Source organism: Chromobacterium phragmitis (genome assembly GCF_003325475.1).
Classification (GTDB): domain Bacteria; phylum Pseudomonadota; class Gammaproteobacteria; order Burkholderiales; family Chromobacteriaceae; genus Chromobacterium; species Chromobacterium phragmitis.
Map to the genome: position 1 here is coordinate 1661858 of NZ_CP029495.1, position 18469 is coordinate 1680326.

Sequence of the window (18469 nt, forward strand, 5' to 3'; positions counted from 1 at the left end):
TTGCCGCGCCTCGCTCCGCCAACGCCCCCACGCCCTTCAGGGAGAAAATCCATGTCCACTCCGCTGCGCAGCCTTTTCCTCGCGTCCTTCGGCCTGCTGCTGGCCGCCTGCTCCACCACCCCGCCGCCGCAATTGACGCAGCCCGGCTGCGTTGGCGGCGTGGCGCCTCCGCCCGCCGGCATGCGCGCCGCGCAAAACGCCGAGCTGCTGGCCAAGGCGGTGGGCGTGCCCGGCAAAGGCGGCCTGTGCGAAGGCGCCGTCTATCAGCAGGACGGCGCGACTGCCGGCGCCATCGTCTACCGGGTATGGGACAGCGCCAAGCCAGGCTCCCGTCTGGGCCGCTGGTGGTCATTCCACAAGCCGCAAGGCACGGTCGCCCAATACCAGGCAGCCAACGCCATCTGCCCGGCCTGGAGCCAGCTCAACAGCGTGGTTCGTTGCCAGTTGAAAGCCGGCGCGCAAGTGGCGGTGGGCCCGGGCCAGAGCGCCGACTGCGCGCCCGATCCCGCCTTGCCGCCGTCGCCGGTCAATCAGGTATATGTTCCCAACAGCAGCCCGGACGCGATCTTGGTGGAAAACTGCGAAGACGAGGGCGCGTTCCCGGCGGCGCTGTGATTAGTGTGGCGCTCAGCCGCCGAACCAGCGGACGAAGAAGTCGATCAGGGCGCGAGACTTGGCCGGCTGCGGCGTTTTCTTGGGATACACCAGGTAGACCGGCCGCGCCGGCGTCTCCCAGCCGGCCAGCACCCGCGCCAGCCTGCCGCCTTGCAGCGCGGGCGCGGCGACGAAATCCGGCAAGCGGGCGAAACCGGCGCCCGCCTCGGCCAAGCGCTGGTTCAAACTGTAATCGCCAACCTGCAGCCAATGCGCCACCTCAACCTCCTCGGCCCGCCCATCCCGCTCGAACAGCCAGCGCGCGCCGCCATGGTAGCGGCTATGCACCACGCAAGGCCGCCGCGCCAGGTCGGCCGGCTCGGCCGGCGCGCCGCGTTCTGCCAGCAGCGACGGCGCGGCCACCACCCAGTCGCGGGTCAGGAACAACTGGCGCGCCACCAGCTGCGGCGGCAGCGCCCGGCTGGAACGAATGGCCAGATCGAAGCCTTCTTCTTCCAAGTCCCGCTCGGCCACGCTGACGTCCAGCTCCACCGAAATGCGCGGATACTGTTGATGAAAAGCCAACAATAGTTCGGCTCCGAACGCGCCGGCGAACATCTGCGGCACCGTCAGCCTCACCGTGCCGTCCGCATCGCCGCTCAAGCCGCGCACCGCCGCGGCCGACTCCCGCAGCAAGGCCCGCAGCCGGCGGCAGTAGCCGAGATAGGCATGGCCGGCCTCGGTCAGCGTCAGCTTGCGGGTGCTGCGAAACAGCAGCTGCGCGCCCAATAGCGCCTCCAGCCGGCTCAGTTGCTTGCTGACCTGCGACTTGGAGGTGGCCAGCCGCTCCGCGGCGGCGGTGATGCTGCCCGCCTCCGCCACTTCGAGGAAGGCCAGCGCCAATTCGGACGAGGGTTCGATTGTTTCCATAGTGATTCCAATGCTTCCACGTTTGCCCAGTTTTTCCAAGCCGCGCGCGCGCCTAAGCTGGCGGCTCCTCCACTCAAAGCTGAAAGGAAAACGAGATGAAGATCCTGCTGATAGGCGGCAGCGGCAATATCGGCCGCGCCATCGTCGACGAACTGGCCGGACGCCACGAAATCATCACGGCCGGCCGCCATCACGGCGATATCCAAATGGACATAGAAAACGAGCAAAGCATCATCGAGATGTACCGCCGGCTGCCCCGGCTGGACGCGGTGGCGGTGGCCACCGGCGGCCGCAACGGCCACGTGGGGCCGCTGGCCGAGATGAGCGCCGAACGCTACCGCGTCGGCCTCGACTCCAAGCTGATGGGCCAGGTCAACGTGGTGCTGCGCGGCATCGAGAAGCTCAACGATGGCGGCTCCTTCACCCTAGTGGGCGGCGCCTGGCAGCCGCAGGCCATCGCGCCGCTGCTGAGCAACGTCTACATGGCCAACGCCGCGCTGGAGGGCTTCGTCAACGCCGCCGCGGTGGAGTTGCCGCGCGGGCTGCGCATCAATCTGGTCAGCCCCTTGCTGCTGGCGGAGTCGGAAGCGGAATACGGGCCGCTGTTCCGCGGCGTGCCACTGGTGGAAGCGCGCCAGGCGGCGCGCGCCTATAGCCTGAGCATGGAAGGCGCGCAAACCGGCCAGACCTATCGGCTGGGTCGATTCGACTGACGCCCGCCGCCGGCCGGGCGGCATCGCCCGGGACTGTCCACCTCAGGATGCCGCGGACAAGCGGCCGCAGGTCTCGCCGATGCCGCCTTGAACGCAAAGATCGAACAAGGCGTCGAAGCGGGTCGGCGTGTAATTGATCAGCGCGCAGGGAATGCCGGCCTGCGCCGCCTCCACCGGAATCAAGTTGACCGGAGACACCTCCAGCGACGATCCCATCACCAGCAGCAGATCGGCGTTCAGCGCCGCCTGGAACGCCACGTCGATCAAGGGCACCGCCTCGCCGTACAGCACCACGTCCGGCTTCAGCGCCGCCCCGCAGCGGCGGCATAGCGGCAGTTCGTGCTGCTGCACATAGTCCAGCCCATGCGGCGCGCGGCAGTCCGGACAGCTGGCGGTCAACAAGGTGCCGTGCAGCTCCAGCACGCGCCGGTTGCCGGCGCGGCCGTGCAGGCCGTCTATGTTTTGGGTGAGGATGGTGACTTCCTTGCCGTCCGCCTCCAGCGCGGCGAGATAGCGGTGGCCGGCGTTGGGCTGGTAACCGCCCACCAGCTTGATGCGGAAGATGTCGCGGAAGACGCGCCAGAAGCCGGCGGGATCGCGGCGGAAGTAGTCGATGGAGATCGCCTCGGCCAAGCTCATGTCCTTGGACCACAGGCCATTGGCGGAGCGGAAATCGGGGATGCCGGATTCGGTGCTCATGCCGGCGCCGGTCAGCACCGCGATGCGGTTCGCTCCGTCCACCAACTGCCGCAGGTACTGCAATTGCTGCTCTGTCGCGCCCATTCACCGCATCCTTGCCGCCGGCCACACCATGGCCACTATAGCGTAAGGGTCAAGGCGCAGGATATTTTATTGCATTCTTGACCATCTTATCTCGAACGGCCTCATCCAGATCCACGCCCGTCACCATCGCCAACCGCGTCAAATACAACAACACGTCGGCGATCTCCTCCTGCAGATGGATGAATGCGGCGGGATCGTCGCGCAGCCGAGCGGCCGCGTCGTCGTCCAGCCACTGGAAGATCTCGGCCAGTTCGCCCACTTCGCCCACCAGCGCCAGCAGCAGATTGCGCGGCGAGTGGTGGCGGTTCCAATCGCGCGCGTCGGCGAAGCGCTGCAACGCGTCGGTCAAGCCGCGGGTGTCGATCAATGTTTCATCATTCATGCCATCGCTCCGGTTTCACGTGGAACATCAGTGGTTTGTCGCCGCGGATTCCGCCATTCGGCATCACGGCGCCTGTCGGGTTCAAGCCAGTATCTTGCGCGCCGCCCGCTCGCCCCACCACGCCGCCTCCTCGAACAGCGACAGGCCGCTGAGATCGGAGTGGGCGAACAACAGCGGGCCATCCGCCTCCCGCAGCGCCAGCAAGCCGGGGTTGGACAGGAAGCCGGGCGCGGGACTGGCCATCGCGTGGCCGCGCAGCGTCATTTCCGCCTGCCGCAGGTTCTTGCGGAAACGCCAGCCATACACCTCGGACAGATCGGCGGCGGCGAGGTCGAACAGCGCGTCGGAGTCGGCCCGCTCCAGCCAGCGCCGCGCGGCCATGGGGTCGCCGCCGGCGAAGGCGTGATAGGCGGTGAACACGCTGCGCTCCGGCTTGGCGGCGCGGATCAGCTGATGGGTGGACACCACGAAGCCCAGGCTTTGGCTGCCGTAGACCACATTATCCCAAGCCAGCGGCATGTCATGCGGTTCTTCGGGAAAGCGGTCGATCAGAAAATTGGCCGTCAGCCACGACGCGCGCGGCGGCAAATGGCGAGATTGAAAGCCCAGGGACGGCAAAGCGTCGCACAGATGCGCGGCGACGAACAAGGGCGTCGCCACGACCACTCGCTCGGCGCTCAGCCGCCGGCTGCCCCCCTGCCCGTCCAGGTAATCCACCTCGGCCCGCCCTCGTCTCTCCCTTATCCTCCAGGCCGCGCCATCCAGCTGCCGCGCCGCGCCGATGCGCGCGCGCATGTGGCGCATCACCGGGTTCAATCCATCCGGCCAAGTCAGCACCGCGCCTTCCTCGGCATTGGCGGCCAGGCCGCCCCGGCTGCAGAAATAATGCAGGCCGGCCCAGGCGGACACCTGCGCCGGCCGTGCGCCGTAATCGTCGCGGCAGCAATAGTCCAGATACCAGCGCAGGCCGGGCGCGCGGTAGCCGTTGGCGTCCAGCCAGGCGGCGAAGCTGATCCGGTCCAGCGCGGTCCAGGCCGGATCGCGCGAGGACAGCGCCAGCGGAATGCAGAAGGCCTTGCGCCCGTCCGCGCCGCGCGCCGCGCGCAGCCGGCCCATCTCGGCCAGGAAGCGCGCCTGCTCCGCCAATTCCGCCTTGCCCATGCCCAGCCTGGGCAGCAGGCCTTCCTGCCAGCGGCCATCCCGCCACAGCCGCTCGTCCGGCGCGTGCACCGTCACCCGCTCGTCGAAGCGCGGCCGCTCGGCGTAGGGGGCCGCCTCGATCACGCCCATCTCGGCCAACAGCTCGCGCACATGGGTCGATTCCCGCGACGGCAGCGGCAGATAGTGGGCTCCAGTCGGATAGCGGCATTCGCCGAAGGCGCCGCCGGCGGCGTTGCCGTCCGGCTCCGGACCGTTCAGCACCAGCACGTCGTCCAGGCCTTCCTTGCGCAAGCGCCAGGCGGCGAACAAGCCGGCGGCCCCGCTGCCCACCACCGCTACCCGGCAGCGCCGCTCGCCCGCCGGTTCAGGCGGCGTCAGCCCGGCGCGCAGGCGGTGGCCCTCGTCCATGCCGGGCCGGTTGAGCCGGACCGGCAGGCCCAGCCGCAACACCCGCTCGCAGCCTTGCATCAAGGGCAGTCCGGCCAGCGCCGCCGCCAACCGCAACACCTCGCGCCGCCGCATCAACGCAGCACCTGCGACCAGTCTTGCTCGAAGTAATGCACCAGTTGCTGGTTGTTCAGCTCGTTGGGTTTCACGTCCCAGCGCCGCATGTCGGGGGGGAAGAAGAACATCTGGCGCGTGGTTTCTTTGTCCAGGAAGCGCAGCGGCACCGGGAAGCGCTCCGGCGGCGCATAGCCCGGCCGCTTGGCGGCGATGATGAAGCCCCACTCGCCGAAGGACGGCACGTAGACATGGTAGGGCGTGGTATGGAAGCCGGCCTCGCGCAGCGTGGCGTCCACGCTCCAGTAAGAACGCGGCGCGTTGTACGGCGAAGTGGACTGCACCACCGCCAGGCCGTTTTCGGCCAGGTGGCGCGCCAGCAGCCGGTATATCGGCGTCGAATACAGCTTGCCCAACGCGAAGTTGGATGGATCGGGGAAGTCGACGATCACCGCGTCGTAGCTGCCCTCATGGTGTTCCAGCCAGCGCGCGGCGTCGTCGTTGACCACGGTCACGCGCTTGTCGGCCAGCGAGCCCTTGTTCAGCGCCAGCAGCGGCTCGGAGCGGCTGAACAGCCGCGTCATCGCCGGGTCCAGGTCCACCAGGGTGACATGGACGATGCCGGGATATTTCAGGATTTCGCGCACCGCCAGGCCATCGCCGCCGCCCAGCACCAGCACGTTGCGCGCCCATGGCAGCCGCGCCAGCACCGGATGCACCAATGCCTCGTGGTAGCGGTACTCGTCGCGGCTGGAGAACTGCAGATTGCCGTTGATGTACAGCCGCATGTCGTTCTTCCACTTGGTGATCACCAGCCGCTGGTAGGGCGTGGTCTCGGCATGGATGATCTCGTCGCCGTACACCGCCTTCTCGCTCCAGTCGGTCAGCCGGTCCGAGGTGGCGAACATCGCCCCCAGGATCAGCAGCACCACGCCGCTGCGCGCCAGCTGCAGTCCGGGCCGGGCCAGCTCGCGCTTGAAGCTGTGGCAGGCCCACAGCGCCACCCCGGCGTTGAGCAGGCCGAACAGCAGCGCGCTGCGCGCCAGGCCCAGCTTGGGCGCCAGCAACAGCGGAAACAGCAGCGACACCGCCAACGCGCCCAGGTAATCGAAGGTGAGCACCCGGCTCACCAGGTCGGCGAAGTCGGTCTGGCGCTGGTTCAGCACCCGCATCACCAGCGGGATCTCCATGCCCACCAGCACGCCTATCGAGAACACCAGCGCGTACAACACCAGCCGGAACGGCTCGCCGGCCAGCGCGAACACCACGAACAGCAGCGAGGCCGACACGCCGCCGATCAGGCCCACCAGCAGCTCGATCTCGACGAAGGCGTCCAGCAGCCGCTCCTCCTTCACGTATTTGGACAAATGGGAGCCGGCGCCCATCGCGAACAAGTAACAGCCTATGATGGAAGAGAACTGCAGCACGGTGTCGCCCAGCAGGTAGCTGGCCAGCGCGCCGGTGATCAGTTCGTAGGCGAGGCCGCAGGAGGCGACGATGAAGACGGAGAGGATCAGCAGGCGGTTGCGCATCGAATTGTCATTGCGGGTAAAATAGCCGTCATTATATGCCCTAGCCTGCGAGGACACCGTTATGTTTGCCGGACTCCTGCCCGCCTTCCTGGCCTATCTGACCTACCTCGGCAGCGGCCTGGCGCTGCTGGCGCTGTTCGCCTGGCTGTACTGCAAAATCACGCCGCTGGACGAATTGAAGCTGATCCGCGACCACGGCCACGCCGCAGCCGTCTCCTTCGCCGGCGCCCTGCTCGGCTTTTCGCTGACGCTGGCTTCCAGCGCCTGGCACCTCAACGACTGGCAAAGCTTCATGACCTGGGCGCTGCTGGCGATGCTGGTGCAAATCCTGGTCCACCTGGTGGTGGCGCGCTGTCTGAAGGACCTGACCCGCGCGCTGATAGACAATAACCTGGCCATGGGCATCCTGGCCGGGTCCATCCACTTGGCGGTCGGCTTGGTCAACGCGGGCAGCCTGTCCTGACGCCGCGTCCATTCATTTGACGGAGTAGCAAAATGAGCCTGATGTCTTTCATCCAGAAACAGTTCATCGACATCCTGGAGTGGCAGGAGGACGAGGACGGCGTGCTGGCCTGGTGTTATCCGATGCAGGACAACGAAATCCAGTACGGCGCCAGCCTCACCGTGCGCGAGTCGCAAATGGCGGTGTTCGTCAACGAAGGCAAGATCGCCGACGTATTCGGCCCCGGCATGTACAAGCTCACCACCCAGACGCTGCCGGTGCTCACCTACCTGAAGAACTGGGACAAGCTGTTCGAATCGCCCTTCAAGTCCGACGTCTACTTCTTCAGCACCCGGGTGCAGCTCGGCCGCAAATGGGGCACCGCCCAGCCGGTGACCATACGCGACAGCGACTTCGGCATGGTGCGGCTGCGCGCCTTCGGCATCTATTCCTACCGCATCGCCGATCCCAGAACCTTCTACACCGAGGTCAGCGGCACCCGCGAACTGTACACCTGCGACGACATGGAGCAGCAGCTGCGCAACCAGGTGATCGCCACCATGACCACCACGCTGGGCGGCAGCGGCGTGCCCTTCCTCGACATGGCCGGCAACCAGGGCCTGATGGGCGAGAAGATACGCGAATCGCTGCTGGCGGTGTTCCAGCGCTACGGCCTGGCGCTGGACAGCTTCGCGGTGGAGAACATCTCGCTGCCGGAAGAGCTGCAGAAGGCCATAGACAAGCGCATCGCGATGGGCATGGCCGGCGACCTCAACCAGTACACCCGCTACCAGGCGGCGGAAAGCCTGCCGCTGGCCGCGCAGAACGAAGGCGGCCTCGCCTCGCTCGGCGCCGGCCTGGCGGCGGGCGTCGGCGTCGGCCAGCTGATGGGCCAGGCGCTGCAACAGGGCCTGCAGCAACCGGCGCCGGCCCAGCCCGCCCCGGCCGCGGCACCGCAGGAAGCCGCCGCGCCCGCCGGCGACAACCCGCAGGCCAAGCTGGCCCAGCTCAAGGCCCTGCTCGATCAAGGCCTGATCACCCAGGCCGACTACGACGCCGCCAAGGCCGACGTGCTGAAGAAACTGGTGGGTTAAGCCGACGCATGTACCGTATCGCCTGCCCCTCCTGCGGCGCCGACGTCTCGTTCCGCGCCGCCAGCTCCGTGCTGGCGGTGTGCGAGTATTGCCGCAGCACTCTGGTCCGCGACGCCGACAGCGTGCGCGACATCGGCAAGATGGCCGAACTGCTGGACGACTACTCGCCGCTGCAGATCACCAGCGCCGGCCGCTTCATCGACCGCAACTTCAGCATCGTCGGCCGCATCCAGCTGCGCTACGACGCCGGCGTATGGAACGAATGGTATCTGCTGTTCGACGACGGCAGCGGCGGCTGGCTGTCGGAAAGCGTCGGCCAGTACGTGCTGACGCTGCCGCTGGGCCCGATCGATCAGGCTCCGGCCTTCGACAGCCTCGCCCCCGGCCAGCGTTACCGCCACGGCAGCCACGACTTCGTCTTTTCCGACGTGCGCCAGGCCCAATGCGTAGCCGGCGAAGGCGAGCTACCGTTCCGCGTCGGCGACGGCTGGCAGGCCCGGGTGGCCGACGCCCGCTGCCAGCAGCAATTCCTGACGCTGGACTACTCCGACGACCCCGCCCGTCCCGAGCTGTTCCTGGGCCAGGCGGCGACGCTGCCGCAGCTGAACATGCAGCTGCTGCGCGACAACCGGATGATCCAGGAGAAAACCGGCAAGCTGAAGGGCAGCGTCGCCACGCTGGCCTGCCTCGGCTGCGCCGCGCCGCTGGACTACCGCGCCGGCGCCGCCGCCCAGCTCACCTGCGGCCATTGCGGCAGCCAGACCGACGTCACCGGCGACGTCGCCACCGTGATCGGCCTGCACAAGGGGGGCGGCCAGGCGCCGGCGCTGACGCTGGAGCTGGGCGCCACCGCCCAGATCGAGCGCATTCCGTGGACGCTGACCGGCGTAATGGTGTGGCGCGAGGACGAGGACGCGTCCAGCGAATGGAGCGAATACCTGCTCTACAACGTCGACAAGGGCTTCCGCTGGCTGGTGGAAAGCGGCGAGGGCTGGTTCCTCGGCGCGTTGATGGACGTGTGGGTGGACAGCGAGCGCGGCGGCTACGCGGCGCTGGGCCAGCAAACCTTCTCCCGGGCCTGCCCGGACTACCGCGCCAGCGTGGCCTACGCCGCCGGCGCCTTCCCCTGGCGCGCCAAGCTGGGCGACAGCATGCTGCTCAGCGAATACCAGTCATCCGACCGCAAGCTGAGGCTGTCGCGCGAGATGAACGCCCAAGAGCTGGTGTGGACCCGCAGCGACCGCGTCGAGGACGCGGCGATAGGCGGCTGGTTCAACCAGGGCCCCATCGCCTCGCGCTACGCGACAGGCGCGGCCGCCAGCCCCGGCAAGCTGAAGATCGCGTTGACGGCGACGCTGGTCCTGTTGTTCATCAATTTGCCGATGGCGGCGCTGGGCGGCCATTTCGGCGGCCGGCTGCTGGTCAGCTTCATCGCCGTGGCGCTGCTGGCGATGCCCTTGTTCCAGTCGGCAACAGAAGAAGAATGAATGTCACCGCAAACCTATAAAGCCTATTGCGTGCTGATCGTGATCATCACCACCGTCGTCAACCTGCTCAATCTGGGCGACGGCCTGGGCAGCGGCGGCTCCTCGCGCAGCTGGGGCAGCGGCCACAGCTCCGGCTGGAGCAGCGGCGGCCACAAATGAGCCAACCATTGGGCCGCCATCTGCTGGCGGACTTCCACGACTGCCCGCCGGCGGCGCTGGCCGATCCGGCGGCGATGGAAAACGCCTTGCGCGAGGCGGCCCGCCTGGCCGGCGCCACGGTGCTGGCCGGCCATGTCCACCACTTCGGCGGCGGCCAGGGCGTGACCGGCATCCTGCTGCTGATGGAGTCCCATCTCAGCGTCCACACCTGGCCGGAGCACGGCTACGCTGCGCTGGACCTGTTCATGTGCGGCGAGCCGCAGCTGGAAGCCGCCCTCGCCCATCTGGCGGCCGCGCTGCGGCCCGGCCGCCAGGAAACCCGCCAGGTCGAGCGCGGCCGGCTGCCATGAAAAACGGGGGCCTGGCCCCCGTTTCGCGTTCCCGATCAAACGGCTCTCCGCTTACTCCGCCAGCTCCAGCGTCACCGAGCCGTCGCCGTTGTCCCTCACCAGCTTGAACGGCTTCCGCTCGGCCAGGTAACGCAGCGCGCCGGCGCCGGTGTCGAAACGCAGGCCCACGCCCGCCACCGGCAGCACCCGCCAGTTGTCGCCCTGCCCCAGGTCTATCGTCTTCTTGCTGGCGAGATAGGCGGCCAGCGCCGCGCGGTTCTCGTCCGGCGCGTCCACCACGATCTTGTCGGCGGTGATGCCCGGGAAGTTGCCGCCGCCGCTGGCGCGGTAATTATTGGTCACCACGATGAAGCGCTGCGCCGGGTCGATCGGCTTGCCGTTGAAAGTCAGGTTGACGATGCGATGGCTGTCCGGCGCGGCGAGCTTGCCGTCGCCGTCGTAGCGCGCCGGGCGGGTGACGTCGATCTGGTAGCTGACGCCGTACAGGCTGTCGAAATTGTAGGAGCGGAATTCCGGATGGATCAGCGCCTGCGCCGCCGCGCCCTTGGGGTCGATGCGATTGAACTGGCCGGCCGACATCTCCAGCCACTCGCGCACGTCGGCGCCGGTGATCTTCACCGCCTTGATGGTGTTGGGATAGATGTAGAGGTCGGCCAGGTTGCGGATGGCCAGCTTGCCGGCCGGGATGTCGGTGTAGTAGCTCCAGCCCTGGCGGCCGCCTGCCTTGAACGGCGCGGCGGCGGACAGGATGGGCAGCTTCTCGTATTCGGTGCCCTGCAACGCCCGCTGCATGTACCAGCGCTGCGCCTCGGCGACGATGGCCACCGACGGATCGTCGGCCGCCTGGGCGAAATAGCTGTAGATCGGCCGGCGGGTGGCGGCCACCTCGCCGCGCACGTAGTCCAGCGTGTCCGCGTGCTCCTGGCCGATCAGTCCCTTCACCCGCGGATCGGCATCCGCCAGCGGCTTCTTTGCCTGCTTGTCGAAAATGGGCCTGAGCGCGGCCTGCTTGCCGACGACGCGCCACTTGCCGTCCGCCTGCTCCAGCGTCAGGTCTATCACGCCCAAATGATCTCCCCAGCGGCCCGGCATCGTAGCCGGCACGCCGTGGATGGTGCCGGCCTGCAGATCCACGCCGGGATAGCCGGCGAAGGCGGCAGATGGAAACTCGGCGTGGGCGTGGCCGAACAGGATGGCGTCTATGCCCGGCACCTCGGCCAAGCCGGACACCGCGTTCTCGGCGAAGCGCGGCAGCTCGCCCTTTTCGAAGCCGGAGTGCGGCACCGCGATCACCACGTCGGCGCCGGCGGCGCGCATCTTGGGCACGTAGTCTCGCGCGGTCTCCAGGATGTCGCGCACCGTGACCTTGCCCTGCAGATTGTTCTTGTCCCACTGCAGAATCTGCGGCGGGACGAAACCGATCACGCCCACGGTCAGCGCCTGCGTCTTGCCCTCGTCATCCTTCACCTCGCGCTTGAGCAGCGCGTAAGGCGTGAACATCGGCTGCCCGGTCCTGGCATCCAGCACATTGGCGTTGACGTAGGGGAAGGCCGCGCCTTTCAGCGATTGCTGCAGGAAAGGCAGGCCGTAGTTGAATTCGTGGTTGCCCAGATTGCCGGCATCGTACTGCAAGGCATTGAGCACCTTGTAGGCCGGATGGGTTTCGCCCGCCCGCAGCGGCTTGACCCTGGCCACCAGATCGCCCATCGGGCTGCCCTGCAGCAAGTCGCCGTTGTCGATCAACAGGCTGTTGGGCGCTTCGGCGCGGGCGGCGGCGATCAGGCTGGCGGCGCGTTCCAGCCCGAAGTCGGCCGCCGGCTTGTCCTGGTAGTAGTCGTAGGCCAGCAGGTTCATGTGGACGTCCGAGGTTTCCAGCACCCGCAACTGGACCGGAGCGGCCCAGACGGAGATGGCGAAAGCGGCGGCGAAAGCGGCGGACAAGGGCGCGAGTTTCATCGGGAAGGGCCTTTTCTGTGTTTTTATCGCGTCCGCATTATACGCCCGGCCAGCCCCGTCTCTCCGCGCAAAGCGCCGCGCAAAAAAAGCCCGGCACGGGCCGGGCATCGCGTCACCGCGCGGACAGTCGCTTTACTTGAGCAGACCTTCCGCCTTCAGCGCCTGCTGCGTCGCAGGCAGCGCGGCCACGCGCTTGAGGAAGTCCAGCAACGCCGGATAGTCGGCCAGCGAACGCTGCAGATACTGCGCCCAGGACAGGCAAGTGAACAGGTAGGCATCGGCCACGCTGAACTGTCCGCCCAGCAGATAAGGCGTCTTTTCCAGTTGCGCCTGCAACAAGGCGAAGCGCGGCTGCAGCCTGGACCATGCGTCGTCCTTCACTTCATCGGTCTTGCCGAAGAAAATGGGGGAGAAATTCTTGTGCACCTCGGTGGAGATGAAGTTCAGCCACTCCTGCAGCCGGTAGCGCGGCAGCGTGCCGTTGGCAGGCGCCAGCTGCTTGTCCGGCGCCTGGTCGGCGACGTATTGCATGATGGCCACGCCCTCGGTCAGCAATTCGCCGTTGTCCAGTTGCAAAGCCGGCACATAACCCTTGGGATTGATGGTGGAGAAGACCGCTCCGCTGGCGGTGGTGTGCGGCGTATCGCTCAGGCTGACCGATTCCGAATCGAATCGCAGGCCGCTGGCGAACAACACGATGTGGGAGGCGAGCGAGCAGGCGCCGGGGGAGTAGTACAGTTTCATCGCAATGCTCCTGTGGGAAGGATGGGACAAACCGCAACCGCGCCAGCCTGGGCCAAAATCATGCCGATTGCAACCCCCTTCCCCGCGGGTCTCGCTCTCCCTTCAACTGGATTTCTTGCCGAACAGCCGCGGCCGATTGTCCGCCGGCCTGGACTTCATTTCGACATACAGCGCCTCCACCTTGGCGCGCGCCCACGGCGTGCGGCGCAGAAACGCCAGGCTGGACTTGACGCTGGGATCGTTGCGGAAGCAGCGGATATCCACCCGCGCCGCCAGTCCGTCCCAGCCGTAATGCGCTTGCAGCTGTTCCAGCATCATTTCCAGCGTAACGCCGTGGGTGGGGTTGTTGGCCTGGCCGCTCATCGAAAACATCCTGTAAAAGCAAAAGCGGCGAGTGTAAGCCGCCGCCCGCCGCCTGGCAAAACTACTTGGCGGCCGTCTTTTTGCGTCCGCCCGTTCGCCGGGGCTTCTTCAGCTCCACGCCGGCGCCGGGGTCCGGGACTTCGCCCTGGGTCACGCCCATCGCCAGCGCCACCCGCCCCAGCCGCTGCTGCTTCTCCACGCTGATCGGCCCGGCGGCGGCCAGCAGCAGCATCACCAGCTCCAGCGCCATCGCCCGCTGCTCGTCGCCGGGCAGCAGATCCCGGATGGTGGCCAGCGCGCGCTTCTCATCGTTGCGCACCAGCCAGGTCTGGCGCCGCACCGCCTGCTTGAATTCCTCCAGCGACAGCTCCTCGCCCAGGCCGGTGTCCTGCATCACGCGGCGTATCGCGTTGAACGGCCGCACGTCGACCACGCCGTTGCCGATGGCGACATAGATCAGCAGCCGCAGGAAGCCGTCCACCGCGCCGCCCTCGGAATAATGCTGCTCCAGCTCGCGCCGCTTCAGCCTCAGCATTTCGTCGCGCTCCCAGCCGCCGTGGTAGCCGCGCACGCGGTAGGGCCGATGCGGATGCAGCCCCACCAGCGCGGCGGTCAGCGGCGCGTCGTAGACGGCGCGGAAGGTCATTTCCTTCAGCGCGTCGCGCTGGTCGCGCCAGCCGTCCAGCCAGCTCGCGGTCCAGTCGGACACGGTCTGCTGCCATTGCCAGAACGGATTGTCGCCGGCCACCGGCTTGCGTTCCGCCCTCACCTTGTCCGCCCATTCCGCCAAGCCGGTCAGCAACGGATTGCGGCTGGAGAACCAGCGGCGCTCGAAGCGCGACGGGTGCATCTCGCGCAGCCAGTGCGCAGTTTGCGGCGTGGTACTGGCCTGCAGCCACGGCGACACGAAGCAGTCGTACAGCTGCTGGTTGATCTCGGCCACCCGCTTCACCACCTGGAACGCGCGCTCGCCCTCGCGGCCGTCGCCCAGCGCCAGGATGTCCTCCACCTCGCGCGGCTCGAAGCGGATCACGTAGCGGCCCTGCAGGTACTGCAGGCCGGGCATTTCCGGGTAGGTGTCGGTGATCACCGCCTCGTAAAGGCCGGGCGGCAGCACGTCGATCAGGTCCAGGGCGCTGGCCAGCTCGCTGTGCTCCTTGTTGGCGACGCCGGCGGACACGAAGATGCCGAGGTGGCCGATCTGCTCGTGCAGGCAGTAGACGATGGTCTGCTCGTTGCTGCGGATGTCGGCCACATCCTTGTACAGATCGGCGATCCAGAACAGCGCCTGCTGCGGCGGCGTGATGTTGTCGCCCCAGGACGCGAACACGATGATGGGCGAGCGGATCTGCCTCAAGTCGATGCGGGTGGCGCCGTCCTCCAGATACACCTCGCCGCGGCTCAGCCGATTGCCAACGAACAGGTTCTGGCTGATCCACTCCATCTCCTCCTTGTTGAGCAGGTAGTGGCCGCCCCACCAGCGCTCGAACTCCAGGAAGCGATGACGCTCCTTGTCGATGTTGGAATACAGGTGGTAGCCCTTTTTCCAATAGGTGTTGGCCGGGTCAAGCTGCTCGAAATTGGACACCAGGTGCGCGCCGTCGAACTGGCCATGGCCCATATCGCCGGTCAACGAGGCCAGCCAGGTGCCGCCCAGCATGCCGCCCTGGTAGCGCATCGGATTCTTGCCAGCCACGCCGGCCCAATAGGACAACGGCGAGCCGGCCAGCAAGATGGGGCCGACGTCCTGCGGCGACGACGCCGCCACCATCGCCAGCGCCCAGCCTCCCTGGCAATTGCCGATCACGAACGGTTTGCCGGCGGTGCTGGGGTGCAGCTCGCGCACCTTCTGCATGAAGGCCTTTTCCGCCCGCCACACGCACTCTATGGTCTGGCCGGGCACCGGCACTGGGAAGAACATCACGAAATAGCAGGAATGCCCTTGGCGCAGCGCGATGCCGATCTCGCTGTCCATCTTGAAGCCGCCGATGCCCGGCCCGTGTCCGGCGCGCGGGTCTATCACCACGAAGGGCCGCAATTCTGGGTCGGCCGGCGGGCAGTTGGCCGGCGGCCGGATCGCCGCCAGCGCGTAATTGACCGGCTCATCCAATTCGCGGCCGTCGACAATGATGTCGTAGTCGAATACCAGCACCGGCGGGTTGCCGGACGCAGAATGCTCCAGATAGGTGTCGCCGCGCTCGCGCAGCACGTCGCAGAACAGCAGGCCGCGCTGAGCGGCGTCGGCCCAGTAGTCCACCCACTGCTGGCCCCACGACCACCATCCCCCCTTGTCGCTCTCCGCCATGCCGATCTCCCGGTTGTCAGCAGCTTTCACTGTAGCCCACGGCCGCGGCCGCAACCGCTCGATGGCAAGAGTATCAAGCAGTTATTGCAGGTTAATAGTCATAAACATATGCCCCCTTCACAGCAAAACTCGCCAGACAATTGCGTCCGATACTGCAGCCATCGATAGCTCAACGCGAAGGAAAACCGTCATGACCAAGCTGCTCACCTCCCTGCTCGTCTCCGGCCTGCTTTTGGCCGGCTCCGCCGCCGTCCACGCCGAAGACGCCGCGCCCGGCATGCCCGAACACGGCGCGCGCATGATGGACCCGGCCAAACGCGACGCGATGATGGCCAAGCGCATGCAGGCGCTGCACGACAAGCTGAAAATCCAGCCGAACCAGGAGGCCGCCTGGCAAACGTTCGCCGCATCGATGAAACCGGAAAAGATGGAAAAACCGCCGATGAGCGACAAGGCGACCGCGCCGCAACGGATGGAAGACATGATGCAGCGCCAACAGGCCCACATGCAGCAGCGCCTGGACGCGCTGAAAGCCTTCTACGCCCAACTGACGCCGGAGCAGCAGAAGATCATGGATCAAATGCATGGTCCGCGCGGCAAGGAGCCGCGCCACAAGAAGGGCGCCCCGCCGGCCAACGGCTGATCGCGCGGCGGCCCTGCCCTCGCCGGCCGCAAGCCCGCTACGACATCTCCTACCAGCAAATGCATGTGCGCCAAGGGCAACCCGTTGCCCGGCCAGGCGGGCCTATCCGCCTCCGCCTCGCCAATGTCATCCCCGGAAGTGAAATGGAATCCATTTCGAATGACATTAACATGCTGAAACAAAAAGGGAATTTGCCGAAATACATTCGGTCGAATTGATATTAATACTGAAAGTACGCCCGCTACCTTTCCGGGGCAGCAATAGGAAAAACAGGGCGATCCATTCAACAACATCAAAGGAATCCGCCATGCTCAGACTGATCATGCCCACGCTGGCCTTATTGCTGGCCAGCGCTTTCGCCAGCGCCCAAGACGCCAATGTCCGCCCCTTCGACAACCCGCGGGTTCCGCCCAGCGTGCCCATCTCGATGCAGGACATGAACCCGTCTCCTCCCGCGCCGGCTCCGACGCCGCAGACGACAAGCCCGCAGCAATAATCCCCTCAATCCGCCGGCCAAGCCGGCGTTTATTTTGCCTGCTCCCGCGCGACAATGTCGTTGACATGGCCAAAACCGCTCGCCTGGCCTACAAACACGAGATGGACAATCCTTCCGAACGGGACGAGCAATGGGCAATCTTTCGATCAAGTGGCAAATGGTCCTGCTGGCCTGCTGCAGCTTGGCCGCCAGCCTCATCGTCGGCATCGTCGGCTATTTCAACACCGGCCACCTGTCCAACACCATAGGCCAGCTGCTGGAAGGGCAATCCTCGGTGCGCAGGCAGATGGACGCCGACATGATGCACGACGCCATCCACGCCGATGTGCTGGCCATGCTATTGGCGGTCAAAGAGGCGGATGCCAAGCGCCAGCCCCCGCTGCAAAAGGACAATCAAGAGCATAACCAGCGTTTCCTGAAGGCGATGCGGGAAAACCAGGCCCAGTATCCATCCGGCGAAGTCAATCGCAAGCTGACGGAAATCCTGCCCATCATCCAGCGTTACACCGAAAGCGCCGCCTTCATTCTGGCCAACGCCTTTTCCCATCCCGCCGAGGCAGAACAGCGGCTATCGCCTTTCCTGCGCGATTTCGAAACGCTGGAAGACATGATGGAGAAGGTATCTGACGCGATAGAACAGGAGTCGAAAAAGCAGAACGACCAGGCGATGAGCCAGGTCGACAACGCCGCCGTCCTGACCGTGGCGGTCGCCTTGCTCTCCGCGCTGCTGCTGGCCATCCTGTGCTACTGGGTGGGCGTGTCCCTGCTCCGCCCCGTGCAGGCCCTGCACAAAACCGCACAAGCCGTGCACCGCGACGGCAATCTGTCGCTTCGCGTCGGCATCCGCCAATCCAACGAAATCGGCACCGCCATCGCCGCCTTCGACCGCTTGCTGGACTCGCTGCACAATGTGGTGGGGACGGTGGGCAGCACCTCGGAGTCGCTGGGCGGCTCTGTGCGGCAAATCACCGAAGTGGTGGACAAGGTGGAGCAGAACGCCTCGCTGCAGAACGCCTCGGCCAATACCGTATCCCAATCCATTTCCGAGCTGACCGATCAACTGGTGTCCGCATCCTCCGAGGCCGATGCCACGCTGCGCATCGCCGCCGAAGTGGGCCACTTTTCGCTCAAGGGCAACCAGGCGATGCAGGAAACGGTGGAAAATATCCGGCGGCTGGCGGACACGGTCAGCCAGAGCGCCCAGGAGATCGGCGAGCTCACCGCCAACATCCGGCAGATCAACGGCATGGTCGACACCATCCGCGACATCGCCGACCAAACCAATTTGCTGGCTCTGAACGCGGCGATTGAAGCCGCGCGCGCCGGCGAAACCGGCCGCGGCTTCGCCGTGGTGGCCGACGAGGTGCGGGCGCTGGCCGAACGCACCACCCTGGCCACCGGGGAAATCGTCGGCGTGATAGACAAGCTGCACGCCAGCGCCGACTTGGTCACCGCCAGCATGCAGGACAGCGTCAGCCGGGTGGAGCAAGGGGTCAGCCTCGCGTCCCAGGCGGGCAGCATGGTCAACCAGATCGGCGAGCAGGCTCGCAGCGCGGAACAGCGCATCCACGACATCTCGCGCATTCTGGAAGAGCAGCGCAATTCCGGACAAAGCATCGTGGAGACCGTGCAGCAGGTTTCCTCTCTGGCCGGCACCACTTGCCATTCGGTCGGCGAGGTGCAGCAGGAACTGGAGCGGCTGACCCTGCACTTCCAAAGCCTGGATCAATCCATACAGCACATGCGGGTGTAAGCGCCCCGATTCGTTACCCTCCATGCCTTCCTGAACAAGCTGAAGAAGGCGCCGGCCATCAGCCGTTGTTCCACGTGGAAC

General features: G+C 66.4%; 19 protein-coding genes. 10 read left to right on the forward strand and 9 right to left on the reverse strand.

The window, feature by feature from the left end; all coding sequences use genetic code 11:
• Nucleotides 1–51 precede the first annotated feature (51 nt).
• Nucleotides 52–615: a hypothetical protein gene (locus DK842_RS07835; RefSeq protein ID WP_114060951.1), complete on the forward strand. Its 564-nt coding sequence runs from the start codon at nt 52–54 to the stop codon at nt 613–615.
• Between the two features lie 12 nt (nt 616–627).
• On the opposite strand, the gene DK842_RS07840 is transcribed toward DK842_RS07835, so the two are convergent.
• Entirely contained in the window at nt 628–1524 is an 897-nt protein-coding gene (locus tag DK842_RS07840) for a LysR family transcriptional regulator (protein ID WP_114060952.1), read from the reverse strand.
• 95 nt (nt 1525–1619) lie between these two features.
• On the opposite strand from DK842_RS07840, the gene DK842_RS07845 reads away from it, so the two are divergent.
• Nucleotides 1620–2237 (forward strand): short chain dehydrogenase, encoded by a 618-nt coding sequence (locus tag DK842_RS07845; RefSeq protein WP_114060953.1) that lies wholly within the window; start codon nt 1620–1622, stop codon nt 2235–2237.
• A gap of 42 nt (nt 2238–2279) precedes the next feature.
• On the opposite strand, the gene DK842_RS07850 is transcribed toward DK842_RS07845, so the two are convergent.
• The 4 genes from DK842_RS07850 to DK842_RS07865 all read right to left on the reverse strand — a co-directional run bounded on the left by DK842_RS07850 (nt 2280) and on the right by DK842_RS07865 (nt 6596).
• A complete protein-coding gene (locus DK842_RS07850) occupies nt 2280–3020 on the reverse strand; it encodes an NAD-dependent protein deacylase (protein ID WP_114060954.1) in 741 nt (246 codons plus the stop codon).
• Nucleotides 3021–3069: 49 nt separating this feature from the next.
• On the reverse strand, nt 3070–3402 hold the full coding sequence (locus tag DK842_RS07855) for a nucleotide pyrophosphohydrolase (protein WP_114060955.1): 333 nt from the start codon (nt 3400–3402) through the stop codon (nt 3070–3072).
• An 81-nt stretch (nt 3403–3483) separates the two neighbouring features.
• Nucleotides 3484–5085: an NAD(P)-binding protein gene (locus DK842_RS07860; protein ID WP_114060956.1), complete on the reverse strand. Its 1602-nt coding sequence runs from the start codon at nt 5083–5085 to the stop codon at nt 3484–3486.
• Nucleotides 5085–6596, reverse strand: coding sequence for a polyamine aminopropyltransferase (locus tag DK842_RS07865; protein ID WP_114060957.1), 1512 nt, complete (start codon nt 6594–6596; stop codon nt 5085–5087). The genes DK842_RS07860 and DK842_RS07865 overlap by 1 nt, the downstream gene beginning before the upstream one ends.
• A 61-nt stretch (nt 6597–6657) precedes the next feature.
• On the opposite strand from DK842_RS07865, the gene DK842_RS07870 reads away from it, so the two are divergent.
• Genes DK842_RS07870 through speD form a run of 5 tightly spaced genes read left to right on the forward strand, consistent with a single transcriptional unit; the run spans nt 6658 to nt 10128 of the window.
• On the forward strand, nt 6658–7059 hold the full coding sequence (locus DK842_RS07870; RefSeq protein ID WP_114060958.1) for a DUF350 domain-containing protein: 402 nt from the start codon (nt 6658–6660) through the stop codon (nt 7057–7059).
• Between the two features lie 38 nt (nt 7060–7097).
• Nucleotides 7098–8132 carry an SPFH domain-containing protein gene (locus DK842_RS07875; RefSeq protein ID WP_198414699.1) on the forward strand — a complete coding sequence of 345 codons (1035 nt, stop codon included), beginning with the start codon at nt 7098–7100 and terminating at the stop codon, nt 8130–8132.
• 8 nt (nt 8133–8140) lie between these two features.
• Nucleotides 8141–9619, forward strand: a complete 1479-nt coding sequence (locus DK842_RS07880) for a DUF4178 domain-containing protein (protein ID WP_114060960.1) — start codon at nt 8141–8143, stop codon at nt 9617–9619.
• A complete protein-coding gene (locus tag DK842_RS23390) occupies nt 9620–9778 on the forward strand; it encodes a hypothetical protein (RefSeq protein ID WP_168191696.1) in 159 nt (52 codons plus the stop codon).
• Nucleotides 9775–10128, forward strand: coding sequence for an adenosylmethionine decarboxylase (speD, locus tag DK842_RS07885; protein WP_114060961.1), 354 nt, complete (start codon nt 9775–9777; stop codon nt 10126–10128). Before DK842_RS23390 ends, speD begins: the two co-directional genes overlap by 4 nt.
• Before the next feature lie 51 nt (nt 10129–10179).
• Here the strand turns inward: speD and DK842_RS07890 are convergent, their stop codons facing one another.
• The 4 genes from DK842_RS07890 to DK842_RS07905 all read right to left on the reverse strand — a co-directional run bounded on the left by DK842_RS07890 (nt 10180) and on the right by DK842_RS07905 (nt 15496).
• Complete coding sequence (locus tag DK842_RS07890) at nt 10180–12084, reverse strand: bifunctional 2',3'-cyclic-nucleotide 2'-phosphodiesterase/3'-nucleotidase (RefSeq protein ID WP_114060962.1); 1905 nt, start codon at nt 12082–12084, stop codon at nt 10180–10182.
• 132 nt (nt 12085–12216) lie between these two features.
• Nucleotides 12217–12828, reverse strand: coding sequence for a glutathione transferase GstA (gstA, locus tag DK842_RS07895; protein WP_114060963.1), 612 nt, complete (start codon nt 12826–12828; stop codon nt 12217–12219).
• A gap of 102 nt (nt 12829–12930) precedes the next feature.
• Entirely contained in the window at nt 12931–13191 is a 261-nt protein-coding gene (locus DK842_RS07900; protein WP_114060964.1) for a VF530 family protein, read from the reverse strand.
• Between the two features lie 61 nt (nt 13192–13252).
• A complete protein-coding gene (locus DK842_RS07905) occupies nt 13253–15496 on the reverse strand; it encodes a TerB family tellurite resistance protein (RefSeq protein WP_114060965.1) in 2244 nt (747 codons plus the stop codon).
• 190 nt (nt 15497–15686) lie between these two features.
• On the opposite strand from DK842_RS07905, the gene DK842_RS07910 reads away from it, so the two are divergent.
• The 3 genes from DK842_RS07910 to DK842_RS07920 all read left to right on the forward strand — a co-directional run bounded on the left by DK842_RS07910 (nt 15687) and on the right by DK842_RS07920 (nt 18388).
• The gene (locus DK842_RS07910; protein ID WP_114060966.1) at nt 15687–16139 is read left to right on the forward strand and encodes a Spy/CpxP family protein refolding chaperone; all 453 of its coding nucleotides are present in this window, start codon (nt 15687–15689) and stop codon (nt 16137–16139) included.
• 307 nt (nt 16140–16446) lie between these two features.
• A complete protein-coding gene (locus DK842_RS07915; protein ID WP_114060967.1) occupies nt 16447–16635 on the forward strand; it encodes a hypothetical protein in 189 nt (62 codons plus the stop codon).
• Between the two features lie 130 nt (nt 16636–16765).
• The gene (locus DK842_RS07920; protein WP_114060968.1) at nt 16766–18388 is read left to right on the forward strand and encodes a methyl-accepting chemotaxis protein; all 1623 of its coding nucleotides are present in this window, start codon (nt 16766–16768) and stop codon (nt 18386–18388) included.
• Nucleotides 18389–18469: the final 81 nt, after the last annotated feature.

Coding starts and splice junctions, on each gene's coding strand:
- DK842_RS23390 (WP_168191696.1), top strand. CDS start 9,620: ATGTCACCGCAAACCTATAAAGCCTATTGCGTGCTGATCGTGATCATC.
- DK842_RS07855 (WP_114060955.1), bottom strand. CDS start 3,402: ATGAATGATGAAACATTGATCGACACCCGCGGCTTGACCGACGCGTTG.
- DK842_RS07860 (WP_114060956.1), bottom strand. CDS start 5,085: ATGCGGCGGCGCGAGGTGTTGCGGTTGGCGGCGGCGCTGGCCGGACTG.
- DK842_RS07880 (WP_114060960.1), top strand. CDS start 8,141: ATGTACCGTATCGCCTGCCCCTCCTGCGGCGCCGACGTCTCGTTCCGC.
- DK842_RS07920 (WP_114060968.1), top strand. CDS start 16,766: ATGGGCAATCTTTCGATCAAGTGGCAAATGGTCCTGCTGGCCTGCTGC.
- DK842_RS07870 (WP_114060958.1), top strand. CDS start 6,658: ATGTTTGCCGGACTCCTGCCCGCCTTCCTGGCCTATCTGACCTACCTC.
- DK842_RS07840 (WP_114060952.1), bottom strand. CDS start 1,524: ATGGAAACAATCGAACCCTCGTCCGAATTGGCGCTGGCCTTCCTCGAA.
- DK842_RS07905 (WP_114060965.1), bottom strand. CDS start 15,496: ATGGCGGAGAGCGACAAGGGGGGATGGTGGTCGTGGGGCCAGCAGTGG.
- DK842_RS07910 (WP_114060966.1), top strand. CDS start 15,687: ATGACCAAGCTGCTCACCTCCCTGCTCGTCTCCGGCCTGCTTTTGGCC.
- DK842_RS07915 (WP_114060967.1), top strand. CDS start 16,447: ATGCTCAGACTGATCATGCCCACGCTGGCCTTATTGCTGGCCAGCGCT.
- DK842_RS07835 (WP_114060951.1), top strand. CDS start 52: ATGTCCACTCCGCTGCGCAGCCTTTTCCTCGCGTCCTTCGGCCTGCTG.
- DK842_RS07900 (WP_114060964.1), bottom strand. CDS start 13,191: ATGAGCGGCCAGGCCAACAACCCCACCCACGGCGTTACGCTGGAAATG.
- DK842_RS07865 (WP_114060957.1), bottom strand. CDS start 6,596: ATGCGCAACCGCCTGCTGATCCTCTCCGTCTTCATCGTCGCCTCCTGC.
- DK842_RS07850 (WP_114060954.1), bottom strand. CDS start 3,020: ATGGGCGCGACAGAGCAGCAATTGCAGTACCTGCGGCAGTTGGTGGAC.
- speD (WP_114060961.1), top strand. CDS start 9,775: ATGAGCCAACCATTGGGCCGCCATCTGCTGGCGGACTTCCACGACTGC.
- gstA (WP_114060963.1), bottom strand. CDS start 12,828: ATGAAACTGTACTACTCCCCCGGCGCCTGCTCGCTCGCCTCCCACATC.
- DK842_RS07890 (WP_114060962.1), bottom strand. CDS start 12,084: ATGAAACTCGCGCCCTTGTCCGCCGCTTTCGCCGCCGCTTTCGCCATC.
- DK842_RS07845 (WP_114060953.1), top strand. CDS start 1,620: ATGAAGATCCTGCTGATAGGCGGCAGCGGCAATATCGGCCGCGCCATC.